The sequence below is a fragment of the Acinetobacter silvestris genome (assembly GCF_002135235.1).
Classification (GTDB): domain Bacteria; phylum Pseudomonadota; class Gammaproteobacteria; order Pseudomonadales; family Moraxellaceae; genus Acinetobacter; species Acinetobacter silvestris.
Genome location: NZ_NEGB01000007.1, coordinates 150,605 through 168,365, shown reverse-complemented (window position 1 = coordinate 168,365; position 17,761 = coordinate 150,605). Strand labels below are relative to the sequence as shown.

The window sequence follows — 17,761 nt, the reverse complement described above, 5'->3', positions numbered from 1 at the left end:
CCTCTTAGCGCTGATGGTAGTGTGGGGTTACCCATGTGAGAGTAAGTCATCGCCAGCTCATTAATTCTAAAAACACCCCAACTTAACAGTTGGGGTGTTTTTTTATGGGAAATATGTACGGAATAAAGGGGAATAAAATAAAAAATAGATCAACATTAGAATGTTGATCTATTTGATTTAAAAATTTTAAGAATTAAAAGTGGGCATCTAAACCAATATATGGGCCTTTAAAATCAAACTTCATATCACGTTTATCTAAATCATTCAGTTCGATATTCAAAACACGGTAACCCACTTTAACACCGAGATCTAAAACAATAGATTTAACAAAATCATATTGAACTTCAGCCTGAGCATCTGTGATTTTTACATCATTAACATTGGTATAAGTGGCTTCAGCTTTTGTACTTAGACCTGTAAATGGTAGTTTTGCGCCAGCCTCTGCATAAATGATCGGGGCATATTTATCAATATCTAAATTTTGCGTCAATTGTTTTACAGTACCATTGAGCTTAGTTGCGCCTACACCAATATCTGCTTTGACGATATTGTCTAGAATTTCATAATAAAGAATGAAGTCAGTATGATCTAAATCAATTTTGGTTTTGGCTAGTTCAATATTAGATTTAGTTTCAGTATCTAACTTTGTATATTTTAATTTTACATTTGGAATGATCGGAATTGGATGTTCAAATGCGACAGAAGCTTGAATAGTGCCTTTAGTCTCTAAATCGAGTTTTGAGTTTATTCCAGCATAAGGATTTAATAATAAATCATCTAAACCAGTATTATTGGATAGACTAGATTTATGATTAATTTCAGAAGTCCCGCCAACATTCCAATAACTGATGTCTCCTTTTAAGCCAATAAAATCAGCTTGTGCAAAAGAACTTATGCCTAAAATTGTTGCAAGTAGTGGTAATTTAAATATTTTCATAATTCCTCATTGATGAAATGATTTTTCATTTCTTTGTTTTGTTGCTTAATGACTGTAATTGCATCTTTAAACTAAGCGCATGATATAGAGGTTTAAATGATTTTGCATTATTAGGTTATAGATTTGAAATAACGATAATCAAGCTAAAGATAGAGTTGTATTTTATAGCTTTGGATCTGTAATCAGAAAAGTTGCTTGTCATTGAACAATAAGTCATATTGAAAGGGAGTAAGGTTTCTTGTTTAGATTTTAGTGATTGATATAGAGAATAAGAACAATGAAAAAAGCATTATTTCAGACCATCCTCACATTGGGTTTGGTTTTTTATAGTTTAAGCAGTTTCGCATTTCAACCGAGACAATTGGTTGATGATGCACGTTCACAAATTGGTCAAACTCTGTACTACGACCCAGCATATACGGCATTAAACTATCCGCTGGGTGATGTTCCCATTCTGAAAGGCGTATGTACAGATGTCATTGTACGTGCATTACGTCATCAAGGTATTGATTTACAACAGCGTATTCATGAGGATATGCGCAATAATTTTAAGCAGTATCCACAAAAATGGAGTTTAAAAAGCACAGATAAGAATATTGATCATCGACGAGTTCCGAATATCATGACTTATTTCAAACGTCAGGGTTATACCGTTCAGGAAAATCAATATTTACCTGGAGATATTGTTACCTGGGATTTAGGTAATGGATTGGTACATATTGGTATTATTTCCAATAAAGTAACATTATTGTCAAAAACAGCATTGGTGATTCATAACATAGGTTACGGGACTCGTGAGAATGATATTCTGCATGAATATAAAATTATTGGGCATTATCGTTTGCCGAGGACTTTGCAATGAATTATTCAGATAAGTAAAATTTAATTGTATTTTTAAATCAATTTATGAATAGATGGTTGAAAAAACAACGAAGAGTGATAAATAACAAGAAAAATGTATCGATTTAATGCCTGAATTACAGAAAAAATTAAGGAAAACAGGTATTGTTGCATTAATAAACAGCAATTTTTGAATCGTTTTCTTTAAGCAAGAAGTGATTGTTTTTGCTGGTTTGTAATTAGAACAAAGTGCTCATAAGGTACTCTCTTATTCAAACAACAAAATTTTTTGGTTCTTTTTTTGCATGCGATACACAAACAAAATAAGCAGCATCTAAAGATGCCTATAGTATTAGGTGCTTTATGTTAGAAACTCGTGAACACTGGTCAGCACGATCAGGCTTTATTATTGCAGCAGTTGGTTCTGCTGTTGGTTTAGGAAATATTTGGCGGTTCCCATACGTTGCGTATGAAAACGGTGGTGGTGCATTTTTAATTCCTTATTTAATTGCATTATTAACAGCAGGTTTACCTTTGCTGTTTTTAGATTATGCTGTGGGACACCGCAGTTCGGGCGCACCTCCAAAAGCCTATAAAAAATTGTGGAAGCCAGCAGAGACATTGGGTTGGTGGCAAGTTTGCGTCTGTCTTATTATTGGTTTGTATTATGCAGGTGTGTTGACTTGGGCTGGTAGTTATATTTATTTCTCCATCGGACAAGTATGGGGATCAGATCCTGAAAGTTTTTTCTTTAAGACCTATTTGCAGACCACAGAATCTAAAACTTTTGATCTGACCTTTATTAGCCACTTATTTTGGCCATTAGTGGGTGTTTGGGTTGGTGTCTTAGCGATTTTATATGGTGGTGTAAAAAAAGGTGTTGAGCTTTCCAACAAAATTTTTATGCCGCTCTTGATTGTTTTATTTACGATTCTCGTGATTCAAGCGGTACGTTTACCTGGTGCAGCAGATGGCTTAAATGCCTTCTTTACACCGAATTGGTCTAAGATGATGGACTATAAGGTTTGGCTTGCTGCATATGGTCATATCTTCTTTAGCTTATCTGTTGGCTTTGGAATTATGGTGACTTATTCATCCTATCTGAAACCAAAAACTAACTTGACTGGTTCAGGTCTGATCGTTGGATTTGCCAATTCATCCTTTGAACTTTTAGCGGGTATTGGTGTTTTTGCAGCACTTGGCTTTATGGCACATGCGGCAGGAAAACCTGTTGAGGAAGTCGTGAGTGGCGGTATTGGTTTAGCCTTTATTGCATTTCCTAAGTTGATTTCAAGTTTAGGAGCAGGAGCCGATTTCTTTGGTATCTTGTTCTTTACTTCACTTTTTGTTGCTGGCATTACCTCAATGGTGAGTATTCTTGAAGTGCCAATTGCGGCATTACAGGATAAATTAAAGTGGGGTCGTATTAAAGCAGTCTCTGTGGTTGGTGGTGGTACAGGTGCCGTTTCAATTTTCCTGTTCTCTACCAATAATGCCATTAAGCTAGTCGATATCATTGATCACTTTATTAATAACCTCGGTATTGTTTCGGGTGCATTAATTTCAATTATTATGGTGTCTTGGTTTAAACGAGTATTGATGTCTGAACTTGAAACACACATTAATCGGATTTCAACGATCCAATTGGGTAAAACTTGGGAGTTCACATTAACCATTGTGACACCTGTGGTTTTATTATCGACCTTGTTGCTTGCGTTAAATTCACTCATTCAAAAAGGGTATGGAGACTATTCGAGTAATCTGCTTTTATGTTTTGGTTGGGGCAGTATTATTTTCTGTGCCCTCGGTGCATTGTTAATGTCAAAAATTCATGATCGATAGGAGATTACACGAATGAATACTTCTGCAATTGTGATGATGATAATCTCTATGCTGTTTTTATGGGGAGGATTGCTTATGGCGATTTTTCATCTCGTAAAACATCCTGAGAGCTTAGATGATTAAATTTGAGTAAAAAAAGGTGGCTTGAAAGCCACCTTTTTTATTTTCATTATCCAAATTTATGCCATTTTTTCGATTCGGCAATAATAGAAACCATCACCATGGCCAATTTTCGGCAACAGTTGGCGGCCATGTATTTGTTCAATACCCCAATCGGCTTCAATTTTAATTTCTTGAGCATCTGCATGTGTCGCAAAGAAATTAACCATCTGCTGTTCATTTTCAACTTTTAAAATTGAGCAAGTGACATAGAGTAAGGTGCCACCCACTTTGAGTTGCTGCCACATATTTTCTAGAATTTTTTTCTGTAACTCGACAGTTTTAGCAATATCACCGGATTGGCGCAATAAACGAATATCTGGATGGCGACGGATGACACCAATTGCTGAACAAGGTGCATCTAAAACAATGCAATCTGCCAGTTCAGGTGCAGCCCATTTCGCTGCATCGGCAGTAATAATACTGACATTTTGGTCGCCTAATGCTAAACGTTCTAAGTTTTCATGAATACGTTTTAAGCGTTTTTCATCTTGATCTAATGCGATCAATTTTTTGGGTTGATAAGTCTCTAAAATATGTGCCGTTTTTCCACCTGGAGCAGCACAGGCATCAATCACAATTTTGCCATCAAGGTTCGGCAATAAGGTGGCACAGAGTTGTGCATGTTCATCTTGTACAGAAAAACCACCCGCTTCAAAGCCAGGGAGGCTTGGAATATGTAAACTTTCATCCAGTACAATACCGACTTGTGAAATTTCACAAGCATGCGCATCAATGCCTTCATCTTCTAAAATTTCTAGATATTCTTCACGGCTAACTTGTAGGGTGTTGACACGTAAGGTTAAAGGCGCAACTTGCTTGAGTTCATAACTCAATGCTTCAAAATCATCACCCCAATCTTTCTTTAAGCGCTTGTATAACCAGCTTGGTAAGCCGTGTGCATTCTCAAGGACTTCATAGAATTGTTCAGTTTCACGAGTAGCACGACGCAAAATGGCATTCACGACACCACTTAAACTTTCCATGCCCAATTGCTTCACTGCATCTACAGTTTCAGAAATTGCTGCATGTGCTGCAACACGTGTAGACAATAATTGGTATAAACCCACATAAATACAGGTTTCAACCACAGCATTATCTAGTGGTTTGCTGAGTAGTGGTAGTGCAACTTGTTTGAGCGCATGCCATTGGCGCAAACAACCTAAAACCAATTCATGATACAAAGCACGGTCTTTATCGGACACAATATTCATGTGTTGATTTAAAACCGATGCAAGTGATTGACCATTTTGGACAGCCAATAAAGTTTTAACAACCTGAGCGCGTAAATTTAACGCTCTCTCTGAGGCGTAATGTGCAGATTGTTTCATTATAAAATTTGTCCAAGAGTAAGTTTTTGAGTTTGTACGATTTGTACAGCATTCAGTGCTTTACCACCCGGCCATTGTAAGTTGTTAATACAAATACAATGATGATCACCGCAGGCAACATGAACACCTTGTTTATCCATTGCTACAATTTCACCCGCTTGTGCAGAATGAGCAGCATGCTGAGAAAGTGATGAATTCCAAATACGTAAATTTTGAGTGTCATCTAAAGGCGTGAATGCCACAGGCCATGGATTAAATGCACGAATATTACGGTCAATCTCAATTGCTGTTTGTGTCCAGTCAATTTGAGCTTCGCTCTTAGAGAGTTTATGGGCATAGATTGTTGAAGCTTCATCTTGAACTTCACGTGTTGCGAAGTAATGTTGTAGTTTTTCTTCTGAAGCTAACACAGTACAAATGGCTTCTGCACCTTGAGCTGCAAGTTTGTCATGTAGTGTTGCAGAGGTATCTTCTGACGTAATTGGGCAAATCGTTTTAAACATCATATCGCCAGTGTCTAAACCTGCTGCCATTTTCATAATGGTGATACCAGTTTCAGTGTCGCCAGTAGCAATGGCACGCTGAATGGGTGCTGCACCGCGCCAACGCGGTAACAAAGAACCATGAATATTCAGACATCCATATTTTGGCGTATCTAAAACCACTTGTGGCAAAATCAGCCCATAAGCAGCAACCACCATAACATCTGCATTTAATGCGGCTAATTCTTGTTGTGCCATCAAACCTTCTTCGGTCGAAGATTTAAAATGTAAGGGTTGATAAACGGGTAAATCATTTTCTAATGCGAGCTGTTTCACGGCTGAAGCTGATAATTTTTGCCCACGTCCTGCTTTACGGTCAGGCTGAGTATAAACAGCGACTATTTCATGTTCGGTGTTTAGGAGTGACGCTAATGCAATGGCAGCGAATTCAGGTGTACCCGCAAAGATGATTTTCAAAGAATGAGCTCGAAATGATGGCTTAACTAAAATTATAACAAAGCTCTAGAGCGGATGCTGTAGCTAATAAACTTTAAACGTATTTTTTAGAATCAGAATGCCATTTTTGTAGAGGCTGCTCGATTATAAAAATAATCACAAGGTGATTCTTTACGGATATAGCGATTTGCATATTAAAATAAGTGTGAATTGTATCTTATATTTATTATATAAATTAAATAATAATGAATAAAAAAATGATTAATTGTCAATAATTGTTAAAAAATATTAAAAAGTAATAGAAATCGAAAGATGATCTGATTATTATAACTACTAGAGGTATATATAAAAAAAGGAGAATCAAGTCACATAAAAATTATATATCTTTGTAATAATGATGTTAAAAAAATAAGCAACTTTATGTTTTTGGGTGAAAAAATCGACCTAAATATCTAAAAGGAATAACACATGAACAATATCTATAAAGTGATTTGGAGTGCGACCTTAGGGACGTGGATAGCGGTATCTGAATTAGCTAAAGCTAAAACAAAATCTTCCCAAGTGACGGCAATCGTAGGTGCAGCAACTCTTATTGTAATGGTGAGCTTAAGTCCTGAAGCGATGGCGAATGGGCCCCATGAGGACTGTGGCTGTGATGGTGATTCTGATCATTCAAGTCAAGGTTGGAAAATTAATACAGGAAAATCGGGTACTGGAACAGTATCAGGTAGTAGTTCTACCAAGGTTAAACCTGGTGATGAAGTTAAAGTTATAGCAGGAAATAATATTGCACTTACGCAAGCAGGAAAAACGATTACAGTAGCAACCAATCCAAACTTGGTATCCACTAGTATTACTACAGGTAATAGTCAGCTAAATAACAGTGGTTTGACCATTGTAGGTGGTCCGAAATTTACAAGCACAGGTATTAGTGCAGGTAATCAAGTGATTAATAATGTGGCTAATGGTGTCGCTCTTTCTGATGCAGTAAATAAGGGGCAGTTAGATAACACCAATCAAAATGTAGCAAATTTACAGAACCAAACATTCAAAATTCAAGCGAATGGAGATAGTGCAACAGCGGTAAAAGCGAATGATACAGTTCAATTTAACGATGGAGCGAATATCAAGATATCACGGAGTGGTAATGATATTAGTGTTGCGACAGCACCAAAGGTGAACTTTGATCAAGTAACGGTTGGTTCGGTCATCACAGATAAGACAAAAAATACCATTGTAGGTTTGTCGAATACCACGCTTACAGCGAGTGACTTTGCAATCGTAGGCCGTGCAGCTTCTGAAGAGCAATTAAAAATAGTATCTGAAAATGCGAATAATGCTAATAAAGGTTGGACATTCAGTACCACTCAGTCAGGTACAGGAGTCAGGTCTGGGAATAGTTCCACAATAATTGCACCAGGAGATGACCTTGACTTCATTGCTGGGAACAACATTGCGCTTACACAGGTCGGCAAAACTCTAGAAATAGAGACGAATCCAAACTTAGTGTCGACTAGCATTACTACAGGCAACAGTAGACTGGACAATAATGGTGTTTCAATTGGATCAGTTGTGCAATTGGGTGGGACAGGTTTAACAATTGTTGGTGGGCCAAGTATTACGACTGGAGGGATTAATGCTGGTAATAAAATTATTACTCACGTTGCAAATGGTGTTGCCGGTTCGGATGCTGTCAATAAAAGTCAGCTAGACTCAGCAATCAATAATGTTCAAACCAATATTAATCAAGTGAATGATCAGGCCGTTCTATATAATAAAAATCCAGATAGTAGCGTGGATAAAAATAACATCACACTGGCTGGAGGGGCTAATGGCACAGGGATACACAACCTAGCTGATGGGACTGTTGCATCGGGTTCTAAGGATGCTGTTAATGGTGGCCAGCTTGCCGATGTACGTGATGATCTACAAGGGCAGATTACCAATAATACGAGTGATATTACCAATATCAAAAATGATATTAATAATGGTTCAGTTGGATTAGTCAAACAAGTTGGCGGATCTAAAGGTAATATTACCGTCGCCAAAGACACTGGTGGTACGTTAGTGAATATATCTGGGACTGATGGTAATCGTGTTGTTACTGGTGTGGCTAAGGGTGCTGTAAATGCGACTTCTACAGATGCTGTAAACGGTTCACAATTGCACACAACGAATCAAGCAGTGGTGAATTATTTAGGTGGTGGTGCTGGATATGACAACATTACGGGTAGTTTTAATGCACCTACATATAACGTAGACAATAAAACATACAATAATGTCGGTGGTGCGATTGATGCACTGAATCAAGTTGATCAGAATTTGAATAGCAAAATTGATAATGTTAATAATCGATTAGAGGATGCATTCCGTGCAACCAATCATCGTATTGATCGTGTAGAGGAACAAGCCAATGCTGGTATTGCTGCAGCGATGGCGCTTGAAAATGCACCTTACATTGCTGGTAAATATACCTATGCAGTGGGCGCTGCCTATCACAGTGGTGAAAATGCGATAGGTGTAACGCTCCGTAAGACCGCTAATAATGGGCGTTGGTCCCTCACAGGTGGTGTGGCAGTTGCTTCACAAGGTGATCCAAGTGTACGTATTGGTATCAGTGGTGTTATTAACTAAGAGATTTAATCGGGAAAATCTTTGGATTTTCCCGATTTTTTATGCAGAAAAGCTTAACCATTAAGAATGACAATGCATTTCTTATTTGAATCAATAAAAAGGCGCATATCTATACTAGGTGGAAAATAAAAGTAGCGTTGCTATACTGTTTATAATAATAAGAGTGCTACGCGAGCTGCTCATTAACAATGCATTTACCTTTGAGCATAGATTTTTTATAAAAGTTTTTTTGGATATTACGCATTAGTTATAAAAATATATTATTAATTTTTTAAAATTATTCATGAAAGTTTTGTATTTAATTTGCCAGTATCGGTTTATATTATCAAATAACCTTAATTTATTTATATAGACAGCTGGAATATCTTCAGTGTTATCGTATAAAAAGAGTCCATATCTGTGGTCACTTGTTAAACCATAAGCTGGAGTATGCTGGGCCTATATTTCGACTGATTCTACGTTTTATATACGTATTATTCAGCCAGAGTGAATCAGAGGATTCATTTCAAGCTCAAACTTTGTTGGAAATACACAATGCCTGACTATCGTTCAAAAACATCGACACATGGAAGAAATATGGCTGGTGCGCGTGGCTTATGGCGCGCGACTGGAATGAAAGATGAAGATTTCGGTAAACCAATTATTGCGGTGGTCAACTCATTCACTCAATTTGTTCCGGGTCATGTGCATTTAAAAGACTTGGGCCAATTGGTGGCACGTCAAATTGAAGCATCAGGTGGTGTAGCCAAAGAATTCAACACCATTGCGGTCGATGATGGGATTGCGATGGGGCATGACGGTATGCTGTATTCATTGCCTTCACGTGACTTGATTGCGGACTCGGTTGAATATATGGTGAATGCGCATTGTGCAGATGCAATGGTCTGTATTTCGAACTGTGACAAAATTACCCCAGGAATGTTGATGGCAGCAATGCGCTTGAACATTCCGGTAGTCTTTGTTTCAGGTGGCCCAATGGAAGCGGGCAAAGTGAAAATCCGTGGTAATGAAAAGGCCATTGATTTGGTTGATGCCATGATTGTCGCAGCAGATGACAGCTTTACTGATGAAGAAGTGGCTGAGTATGAACGCTCTGCATGTCCAACTTGTGGTTCATGTTCAGGCATGTTTACAGCTAACTCAATGAACTGTTTGACCGAAGCTTTAGGTTTGTCTTTACCGGGCAATGGTTCAACTTTAGCAACGCATGCGAATCGTAAAAAGTTATTCGAACGTGCGGGGCAGTTGATTGTTGAATTGGCAAAACGTCATTATGAACAAGATGATTACAGTATTTTACCGCGTTCTATTGCAACCAAAGCGGCGTTTGAAAATGCGATGACGCTAGATGTTTCCATGGGCGGTTCAACCAATACGGTCTTGCATTTATTGGCGGCGGCGCATGAAGCCGAAGTCGATTTTACCATGACCGATATTGATCGACTTTCGCGTAAAGTTCCTGTGCTGTGTAAAGTTGCACCGGCAAAACAAGACGTACATATGGAAGATGTACACCGTGCTGGCGGGATCATGTCGATTTTGGGCGAGTTAGACCGTGCTGGATTATTGGATACCTCTGTACCAACGGTACATGAAAAAACCTTAAAAGATGCCTTGGACAAATGGGACATCATTCGTACTGAAGATGCAGATGTGTATGAATTCTTCCGTTCAGCACCAGGCGGTGTTCCGACACAAACTGCATTCTCACAAAACCGTTATTACCAAACTTTAGATGGTAACCGTGAAACAGGCGTAATTCGTAATGCTGAACACGCCTTCTCAGAAGATGGTGGTTTGGCTGTACTATATGGCAACATTGCACTGGATGGCTGTATCGTCAAAACTGCGGGTGTAGATGATTCAATTTTGAAATTCAACGGCACAGCACGGGTTTTTGAAAGCCAAGATGCTGCGGTAGAAAGCATTCTGGGCGGTGGTATTCAAGCGGGTGATGTGGTGGTAATTCGCTACGAAGGTCCTCGTGGTGGTCCGGGTATGCAAGAAATGTTATATCCAACCAGTTACTTAAAATCGAAAGGTTTAGGTAAAGACTGTGCATTATTAACAGATGGTCGTTTCTCTGGTGGTTCATCAGGTCTTTCCATTGGTCACGTTTCACCTGAAGCGGCTGAAGGTGGTGCAATTGGTTTGGTTGAGGATGGCGACCGTATCGAAATTGATATTCCAAACCGTACCATTCATTTAGCAGTCGATGAAGCAACCATGGCAGCGCGCCGTGAAGTGCAAGAAGCCAAAGGTTGGCAGCCTGCTGAACAGCGTCCACGTAAAGTGTCTAAAGCATTGAAAGCTTACGCGATGCATACGACAAGCGCATCGAAAGGTGCTGTACGCGAACTTTAAAGTGTTCTGTAGTCTGTAATACAGCAATAGATAAAAAAACATCCAACCGTTAGATTGGGTGTTTTTTTATCTTCGGCTTATGGTGCTGTTTATACACACTATAAAATATTTTTGACTGTCTAGAATTGATTTATTTTTCAGTCAGAAAGCCATACGGGGCTTGGTTTATAGAACATCTATGCTTTAAAGGTCATGAAAATTTTAATTTAATTTACGCTAAGTTTTTGCATAAAATTCATCGTGTTTTTAGCATCTAGATTGAATGAATGTTATCCTTGGATGAATTTAAATCAACATCTGAAACTCGTTTAGAGTTTATTTCGGGGCTAATCTCATGTCGCTGTTACGCCGTTGGTTCGATCCAATTCGATCGAGTTGGTTCTATGAAAAGCCAATTCGTCAAAAGGTGTTACCAACAGAACACGGATTAAGTATCTATTTGCGTTTAGATGATGTGTATAGCTATTTGGCGGTACAGCAACTGCCGCAGTTAGACGAAATTCTCAGTGATGAATTAAAGCCATTGAAAGTAATTATTTCTGATACTGCTGCTGAGCCACCTAATGGCATGAGTATGGATGAATGGCGTACATATAGTTTAAATGATGCCAAAATTTTAGCGCATCAGCACCGTTTTAGTTATGATAATGAAAAACCAGAACAGCCGACTCCAGAAGCCTTAAAACAGGCGGAAATCATCCTTAGAAATACACCACTGACGGGTCAAAACTTTCTTTATTTACTCGAAGACGTCTTTCATATGTTGTGGCAACAGCAATATGGTAAGTTACGGACTTTATTCGTGATGGCAAGTCAGCATCAACAACCACAAAATTTCTCAGAACGTGTGTTTGAGCATCTTCCTGTATTGGAAAGCTATTTTGAGTTTGGTGATCGTAAATATCATGCAGTCGATGATTTATTGCGGCTCACACGCCGTCTAAAACAGCAAAAACTATTAATTGATAACCCGATTTTTTTGATTGACCATATTGAATGGCGTGAACATATCGTCAGTGATGCAGAGGAATTGGCAGAAATTCATGCTATGCATCCTGAGTTAGACTTATATATCGCTTTAGAAGATCCAATCAGTTGGTTGTTGTTGGCCTATATTAAAGAAGAACTGGCCAATTATTATAATATTCAATTGAATGTATATCCGCTGAGCTATCATGCGAAGGACTTTTTTGATTGGAGTTTGGCAACCCGATTGTCAAAACGAACTGAAGTGAAATTTACTCCATTTTGTCGACCAACAGCAGACGGAACGCTCAATATGGCGCGACTATTTTATAGCGTGCCTGAAGAACAACGTGTAGATGTCATGTATGAAATTTTGCAGGCAGTCTGGACTAAAGGTCAAGATTTAGCCTTTAAACCGCATTTACAGCGATTAAAACAAGATTTAGATATTGCGCATTTCGTGGATGATGATGTTGCTGAATTATTAAAAGCCAATGATCAAAAATGTGCCGAGAAGCATCAGCCTGATTTTCCTATTTTAGAATTAAGAGTCGATGGGAAACAGTATGTATTTAATAGCTTATATCGTGTGTGGATGATTGAAAGTATCCTGAGTAATGTGTTAGAACAAAAGTATAAAAGCGATAATGATGCAGAACTTAAACATATAGAAGATAATTCAAATGCAGAAAGAAAAATGTGAGTCGCTTGATCAAGTCCGTGAGAAAATTGATGCGATTGATCAGGCTTTAATTGAGATCATTGCAACGCGACAGTTTTATGTTGATCAAGCTGTACGTTTTAAGCGTACAGCTGAAGAGGTACAGTCACCTGAGCGTGTGCAACAAGTCATTAATAAAGTGCGTCAAAAAGCCATTGATTTGGGTACGAATCCTGATTTGGTGGAACACTTATATCGGGAAATGATTCAGCATTTTATTCAAAGAGAATTGAAAGAAATTCGCCCTTAAACGGATCATTGTAAGAGCATTTCTATAGTCCCCATTGTAATTCAAGTTGGTAATTTGATTGGCGACCAATTGGTATTCGTATTTTTTCCAAGCCGCCCATAATTGCATAAAATCAGCACCCAAATATTGTTTAAGAATTGCATTTTTTCAAAGAGTTTTAACGCTTCGAGTTGATGATTAGGCAATAAGGTTCTTACATCATGCGGTTTCATTTCATGAGCTGAAGCAGACCGGCAATAATCTACCGCATGTGTTGATTCGGTTGTTTAAGATCATCCGTTGCATAGATATTTTGTTGAAATTGATTTAAAAGGCTCATGTGAAAGTGCAAACCGCTGCTAGTACTCAATATATTGGGTTTTGCCATAAAGCTCGCAGTTAAACCATGCATGTGGGCGCTATGGTTCACAATGTGTTTAATCGCCATAATGTCATCACAGAGTTCTAAGATATCTGCACTATGTTGAATATTAATTTCGAACTGACCCGATGAACTCTCTGCAACAATGGCTGTGATCTCGATATGTTGTTTTTTGGCTTCTATTTCAATTTTTTCTAATACAGTTTGATAATTGTGAGGGGCATCCACATCAAAACATTGGGTTTGACCAATGTTAAATTCGGTATGGCTCTGTTTGGAATATAAATAAAATTCGACTTCTCATGCCATGACCGGAAAATAGTTCATTTGATTTAGGGTTAACAGGATTCTTTTTAAGATATTTCTCGGTTCAAAGATGCAGTCTGAACCATTTTCAGATTTCCTGGTCAAATACATTTGTGCATGTTTTTCTGATTGGTTTGCACAAGGGCGTAAAGAGCCTAAAATGGGTAAGTAAAGATAGTCTGGTTCATCCATGTATTTTCCAAGCCCACTTTCTTCAATTACTTTGCCGTCTAAATTCATGACATAAATCGATAATGGAAAATAACAACCTTTGGAGAGGTTTTTCAGGCTTTTGATATCAATTCTTTTGCCACGTAGATGTCCATTTAAATCATGCAGGCAAATATCAATATGTTCGGTTGTAGGATATTTATTTAAGTATTGATTAACTTCTAGTAAGAATTGATCAGCATCTTGAGAGGTCAAATACAGGTGATTCATCGAACTTGAAGCTGGATTATAAATGGGCTATTCATATTTTTAACATCGAGTAGAGATAAAAAATTATAGGAATATTGCGCTAAGCAGTAACGTAAAAAGAGCGTAAATTTTTTGACCATTCAGAAATGAAAAAGATGAGGCTAGCCTCAATCTATGCTTGAGTCTTACTTCCAAAAACAATGATTTTTCAACGCTAGATTTTTCTATAACCTTGACTTAACGTTTTAGAGGTAGGGTTCATGCTGTGGTTTGTAATCGGCGTATTTACGCTCGCAGGGATGATTAAAGGCACCATTGGATTAGGATTACCTGCCGTTGCTATGGGATTGTTAACGTTAGTGATTAGTCCATTTCAGGCAGCGACACTGCTTATTATCCCATCCATGGTCACGAATTTTTGGCAACTCTTTGCCGAGGGGCATGTTCTACGCTTGGTGCGCCGTTTTTGGCCGTTATTAATCGGTATTGTGGTCGGATCAATTTGGAGTATTTTTCCGACTTTAAATCAGAAAGGGAATGGTTTCCATAGTGAGGCATTATTGGGTGGCATGCTGACATTGTACGGTTTATATGGCTTGTTTGCGAAAAATATGCCCAACCTTGTGCCTCATGAAAAATGGTTATCACCTATTGTGGGCTATTTAGGGGGGGCGCTAACGGTGGCAACTGGTGTGGTAGTGATTCCAGTGGTGCCGTATTTACAGTCATTGCATTTAAAACGCGATGACTTGGTACAATCCCTTGGCTTGGCTTTTACTATATCGACTCTTTGTTTAGCTGTATTTTTGCATCAAAACCCAGTGGGTAATATGCCGATTGATTACAAAATGTCGCTGATCTCATTGATACCCGCATTGCTCGGAATGTGGATTGGGACAAAAATTCGATACCGTATTTCTGAGCAAAAATTTCGTAAAATATTCTTTATTGGGTTAGTCAATTTTGGTGCTTATATGGTGTTGCATCAGTTTGGTGTCATCTAATGTATTTCCTGAAGTTGGTGTAAGCCAGAAGAATCATTTAAAATTTTTTGAAAGTAGAAACTGGCTTAAATGCTGATAGGACACAGGTAAATCATCAAAATTTTTTGCAGCCAATAATAGTTTCCGATTGGCCCAGTCGCCATTGAGTTCAATTTGATGAAATGGATAAAGCGTTGTTAAGCGATTTGCAGCTCGTTTGGGCATGATGGCAATACCGACGCCATTGGCAACCACTTGTGCGATCGCTGTAAAATTGGGTAAGCGTAAACGATATTGAATTGCATAGCCTAATAGTTTGGCTTGCGTTTCAATGGATTGTTGTAGGGAATGATATTGCATCAGACCAACAAAGGGATAATGGATGACCTCAACCAATTGCAGCTGCATTTTGTCCTTTAATCGATGTTGGATGGGGCAAATTAAAACCAAAGGGTCATCGCTAAATTCTAAAGTTTGTAGATGTTCTGAATTAAAAAAGCTTGAAATTAAGCCTAATTGCGCCGTACCTTTATCCAATGCTTGAATAATATCGCGGGTTTCCGCTTCTTTTAAATCAATCTGTATATTGGGATTCTCGAGCAGATAGGGGGGGAGCAAAAAGGGTAAATATTCACTTTGAGCGGATGAATTACACCATAGAGTCACTTGTGAATGGGTATCTTGCGCATAAATAGCCATAACTTGCTGTAACTGGTGATATTGTTGGAGCAGTAATTGTGCCTGTTCGGCAAATGTTTGACCTGCGATGGTGAGTTTGACTCCTGAAGCATGGCGACTAAATAAACTGATGGTAAATTGTTGTTCGAGTTTTTTAATCCGCTCACTGGCAGCTTGTAGAGAAATCGCTGAACGCTCCGCACCTTTCGTGAGACTGCCTGTATCTATAATGTGTAAGAATAACTGCAAATCAAAAAAGTCGAGGCGCATGGATGATGCCATCTCAGTGAAATTAATCTCATCATACTAAAATTATTAAAACTGATGACATAAAAAAAGCAGCCTATAGGCTGCCTAAAAATGGGGATTTATATTTATGATTTATCGGCTAAGCTAAAGAACCAATTCAGAATCAGTGCTGCAAACGTTGCTGTACCAATCCCGCCTAAATTAAAGCTACCAAACTGAAGAGCAAAGTCACCTGTACCTAAAATAATGGTTACCGCAGCCACCATTAAGTTTTTGTTTTTCGAGAAATCGACTTTATTTTCAATCCAGATTTTCGCACCAGCAATGGTAATTAAACCAAATACTACAATCGAAGCACCAGTTAAAATTGCGGTTGGAATGGTGTGAATCACCGCACCAAATTTTGGCGAAAGACCCAAGAAAATCGCGAAAACACCGGCAATGACAAAGACAATGGTGGAATACACACGGGTCACGGCCATCACACCAATATTTTCACCATAGGTAGTCATACCCGGTGCACCAACACCGCCAGATAAGGTCGTGGCAATACCATCGGCCACAAACGCTTTACCAATCTGTGGATCGAGGTTTTCACCGGTCATGGCACTCACAGCTTTAATATGGCCTAAATTTTCAGCGACTAAAATTAATGCAATTGGTGCAATAATCAGCATCGCATTTAGGCTAAATTCTGGTGAGTGGAAAGATGGAAAACCAAACCATGCTGCTTGTTGAATTGGGGTGAAATTAATTGGCGTACCATTTCCCATGACATTCGCAACAATGTAATAGATCAAGTAAGCCGAAAGTAAACCCACCAATAATAATAGACGTTGTAATAAACCTTTGGTGAATACGGCAATAGATCCCATACACAGTACAGTAACTAAAGCCATCCACATATTAAAGTTATTACCCACCACGCTTTTAACCGTGACTGGCGCAAGGTTTAAACCAATGATCATCACCACTGCACCAGTAACCACTGGAGGCATGAGTTTTTCAATCCAGTTGGTGCCCGTTGCCATGACAATAAAACCAAAAATGGCATATAACACACCACACGCCATAATGCCGCCAGCAGCTAAAGCAATGTTGGCATTTGGTGCACCTGTGCCCGAAGCGGCATAACCAGTTGCAGCAATTACCACGCCAATAAAGGCAAAACTGGAACCTAAATAACTAGGAACACGACCACCGGTAATAAAGAAAAACAGGATGGTACAAATACCTGACATTAAAATTGCCAGATTTGGGTCAAAGCCCATTAAGAAAGGTGCAAGGACTGTCGCACCAAACATGGCAAAGGCATGTTGAATCCCTAAAACAGCACTTTGCGCAGGAGGTAAATATTCATTGGTACCTACTGGTCGGGCATCAATATTTCCGTCATACGGACGCCATTTTGGAAACCAATTGGACATAAAATGAGCGCTCAAAAAACAAATTGAGCACATCATACTCTTTCTAGAGTTGAGTTTTAATGTTTTTAGTTAAACTAAGAATTTGGTATTGTTGAAATTTATATTGTTATTTACCAATTGGTAAAATATAAAACCATGTAAGGCAAAAGAATTTAACCTGTAAATGATATAAAAAATGCATTTTATGGTTTGGAAATTTATTTGATCTTTCTTGGTGTGGGGCACTTGAGTTAAAGATGAGTGAATTTGAAGATTCAGTTTATGATGAACCAAGTCCAAAAGAGTATGGGCACTATGAATCAGTTTGCATAGGGCAGTTATGATATTCAAAAAGAGTACAGACTTGCTGTACTCT

General features: G+C 38.4%; 13 protein-coding genes and 1 pseudogene. 8 read left to right on the top strand and 6 right to left on the bottom strand.

The genetic code is table 11. From position 1 onward, the window contains the following. Positions 1 to 193: 193 nt before the first annotated feature. The gene (locus B9T28_RS12430; protein WP_086204301.1) at positions 194 to 937 is read right to left on the bottom strand and encodes a TIGR04219 family outer membrane beta-barrel protein; all 744 of its coding nucleotides are present in this window, start codon (positions 935 to 937) and stop codon (positions 194 to 196) included. A 277-nt stretch (positions 938 to 1,214) separates the two neighbouring features. Between B9T28_RS12430 and B9T28_RS12425 the strand changes: the two genes are divergently transcribed. From B9T28_RS12425 to B9T28_RS12415, 3 genes are all read left to right on the top strand, one after another. Continuing rightward, the gene (locus tag B9T28_RS12425) at positions 1,215 to 1,799 is read left to right on the top strand and encodes a DUF1287 domain-containing protein (protein ID WP_086204300.1); all 585 of its coding nucleotides are present in this window, start codon (positions 1,215 to 1,217) and stop codon (positions 1,797 to 1,799) included. Positions 1,800 to 2,140: 341 nt separating this feature from the next. After that, entirely contained in the window at positions 2,141 to 3,619 is a 1,479-nt protein-coding gene (locus tag B9T28_RS12420; RefSeq protein WP_086204299.1) for a sodium-dependent transporter, read from the top strand. A 12-nt stretch (positions 3,620 to 3,631) separates the two neighbouring features. After that, complete coding sequence (locus B9T28_RS12415) at positions 3,632 to 3,742, top strand: methionine/alanine import family NSS transporter small subunit (RefSeq protein ID WP_086204298.1); 111 nt, start codon at positions 3,632 to 3,634, stop codon at positions 3,740 to 3,742. Positions 3,743 to 3,798: 56 nt separating this feature from the next. On the opposite strand, the gene rsmB is transcribed toward B9T28_RS12415, so the two are convergent. Next, the gene (gene rsmB, locus B9T28_RS12410; RefSeq protein WP_086204297.1) at positions 3,799 to 5,109 is read right to left on the bottom strand and encodes a 16S rRNA (cytosine(967)-C(5))-methyltransferase RsmB; all 1,311 of its coding nucleotides are present in this window, start codon (positions 5,107 to 5,109) and stop codon (positions 3,799 to 3,801) included. Next, positions 5,109 to 6,068 (bottom strand): methionyl-tRNA formyltransferase, encoded by a 960-nt coding sequence (gene fmt, locus B9T28_RS12405; RefSeq protein ID WP_086204296.1) that lies wholly within the window; start codon positions 6,066 to 6,068, stop codon positions 5,109 to 5,111. The genes rsmB and fmt overlap by 1 nt, the downstream gene beginning before the upstream one ends. 447 nt (positions 6,069 to 6,515) lie before the next feature. On the opposite strand from fmt, the gene B9T28_RS12400 reads away from it, so the two are divergent. From B9T28_RS12400 to B9T28_RS12385, 4 genes are all read left to right on the top strand, one after another. After that, positions 6,516 to 8,681, top strand: a complete 2,166-nt coding sequence (locus B9T28_RS12400; RefSeq protein WP_086204295.1) for an ESPR-type extended signal peptide-containing protein — start codon at positions 6,516 to 6,518, stop codon at positions 8,679 to 8,681. Positions 8,682 to 9,215: 534 nt separating this feature from the next. Next, positions 9,216 to 11,045: a dihydroxy-acid dehydratase gene (gene ilvD, locus B9T28_RS12395; protein WP_086204294.1), complete on the top strand. Its 1,830-nt coding sequence runs from the start codon at positions 9,216 to 9,218 to the stop codon at positions 11,043 to 11,045. 334 nt (positions 11,046 to 11,379) lie between these two features. Then, entirely contained in the window at positions 11,380 to 12,714 is a 1,335-nt protein-coding gene (locus B9T28_RS12390; RefSeq protein WP_086204293.1) for a hypothetical protein, read from the top strand. Next, the gene (locus B9T28_RS12385; RefSeq protein ID WP_086204292.1) at positions 12,695 to 12,982 is read left to right on the top strand and encodes a chorismate mutase; all 288 of its coding nucleotides are present in this window, start codon (positions 12,695 to 12,697) and stop codon (positions 12,980 to 12,982) included. Before B9T28_RS12390 ends, B9T28_RS12385 begins: the two co-directional genes overlap by 20 nt. A gap of 22 nt (positions 12,983 to 13,004) precedes the next feature. On the opposite strand, the pseudogene B9T28_RS12380 reads toward B9T28_RS12385, so the two are convergent. Further along, positions 13,005 to 14,090: pseudogene (locus tag B9T28_RS12380) on the bottom strand (type I glutamate--ammonia ligase). Positions 14,091 to 14,329: 239 nt separating this feature from the next. Here B9T28_RS12380 and B9T28_RS12375 point away from each other — a divergent pair. Continuing rightward, positions 14,330 to 15,073 (top strand): sulfite exporter TauE/SafE family protein, encoded by a 744-nt coding sequence (locus B9T28_RS12375; RefSeq protein ID WP_086204291.1) that lies wholly within the window; start codon positions 14,330 to 14,332, stop codon positions 15,071 to 15,073. Between the two features lie 33 nt (positions 15,074 to 15,106). Here the strand turns inward: B9T28_RS12375 and B9T28_RS12370 are convergent, their stop codons facing one another. Beyond that, positions 15,107 to 16,000 carry a LysR family transcriptional regulator gene (locus B9T28_RS12370; protein ID WP_086204290.1) on the bottom strand — a complete coding sequence of 298 codons (894 nt, stop codon included), beginning with the start codon at positions 15,998 to 16,000 and terminating at the stop codon, positions 15,107 to 15,109. 104 nt (positions 16,001 to 16,104) lie between these two features. Continuing rightward, positions 16,105 to 17,406, bottom strand: a complete 1,302-nt coding sequence (locus B9T28_RS12365) for a solute carrier family 23 protein (RefSeq protein WP_086204289.1) — start codon at positions 17,404 to 17,406, stop codon at positions 16,105 to 16,107. Positions 17,407 to 17,761 lie beyond the last annotated feature (355 nt).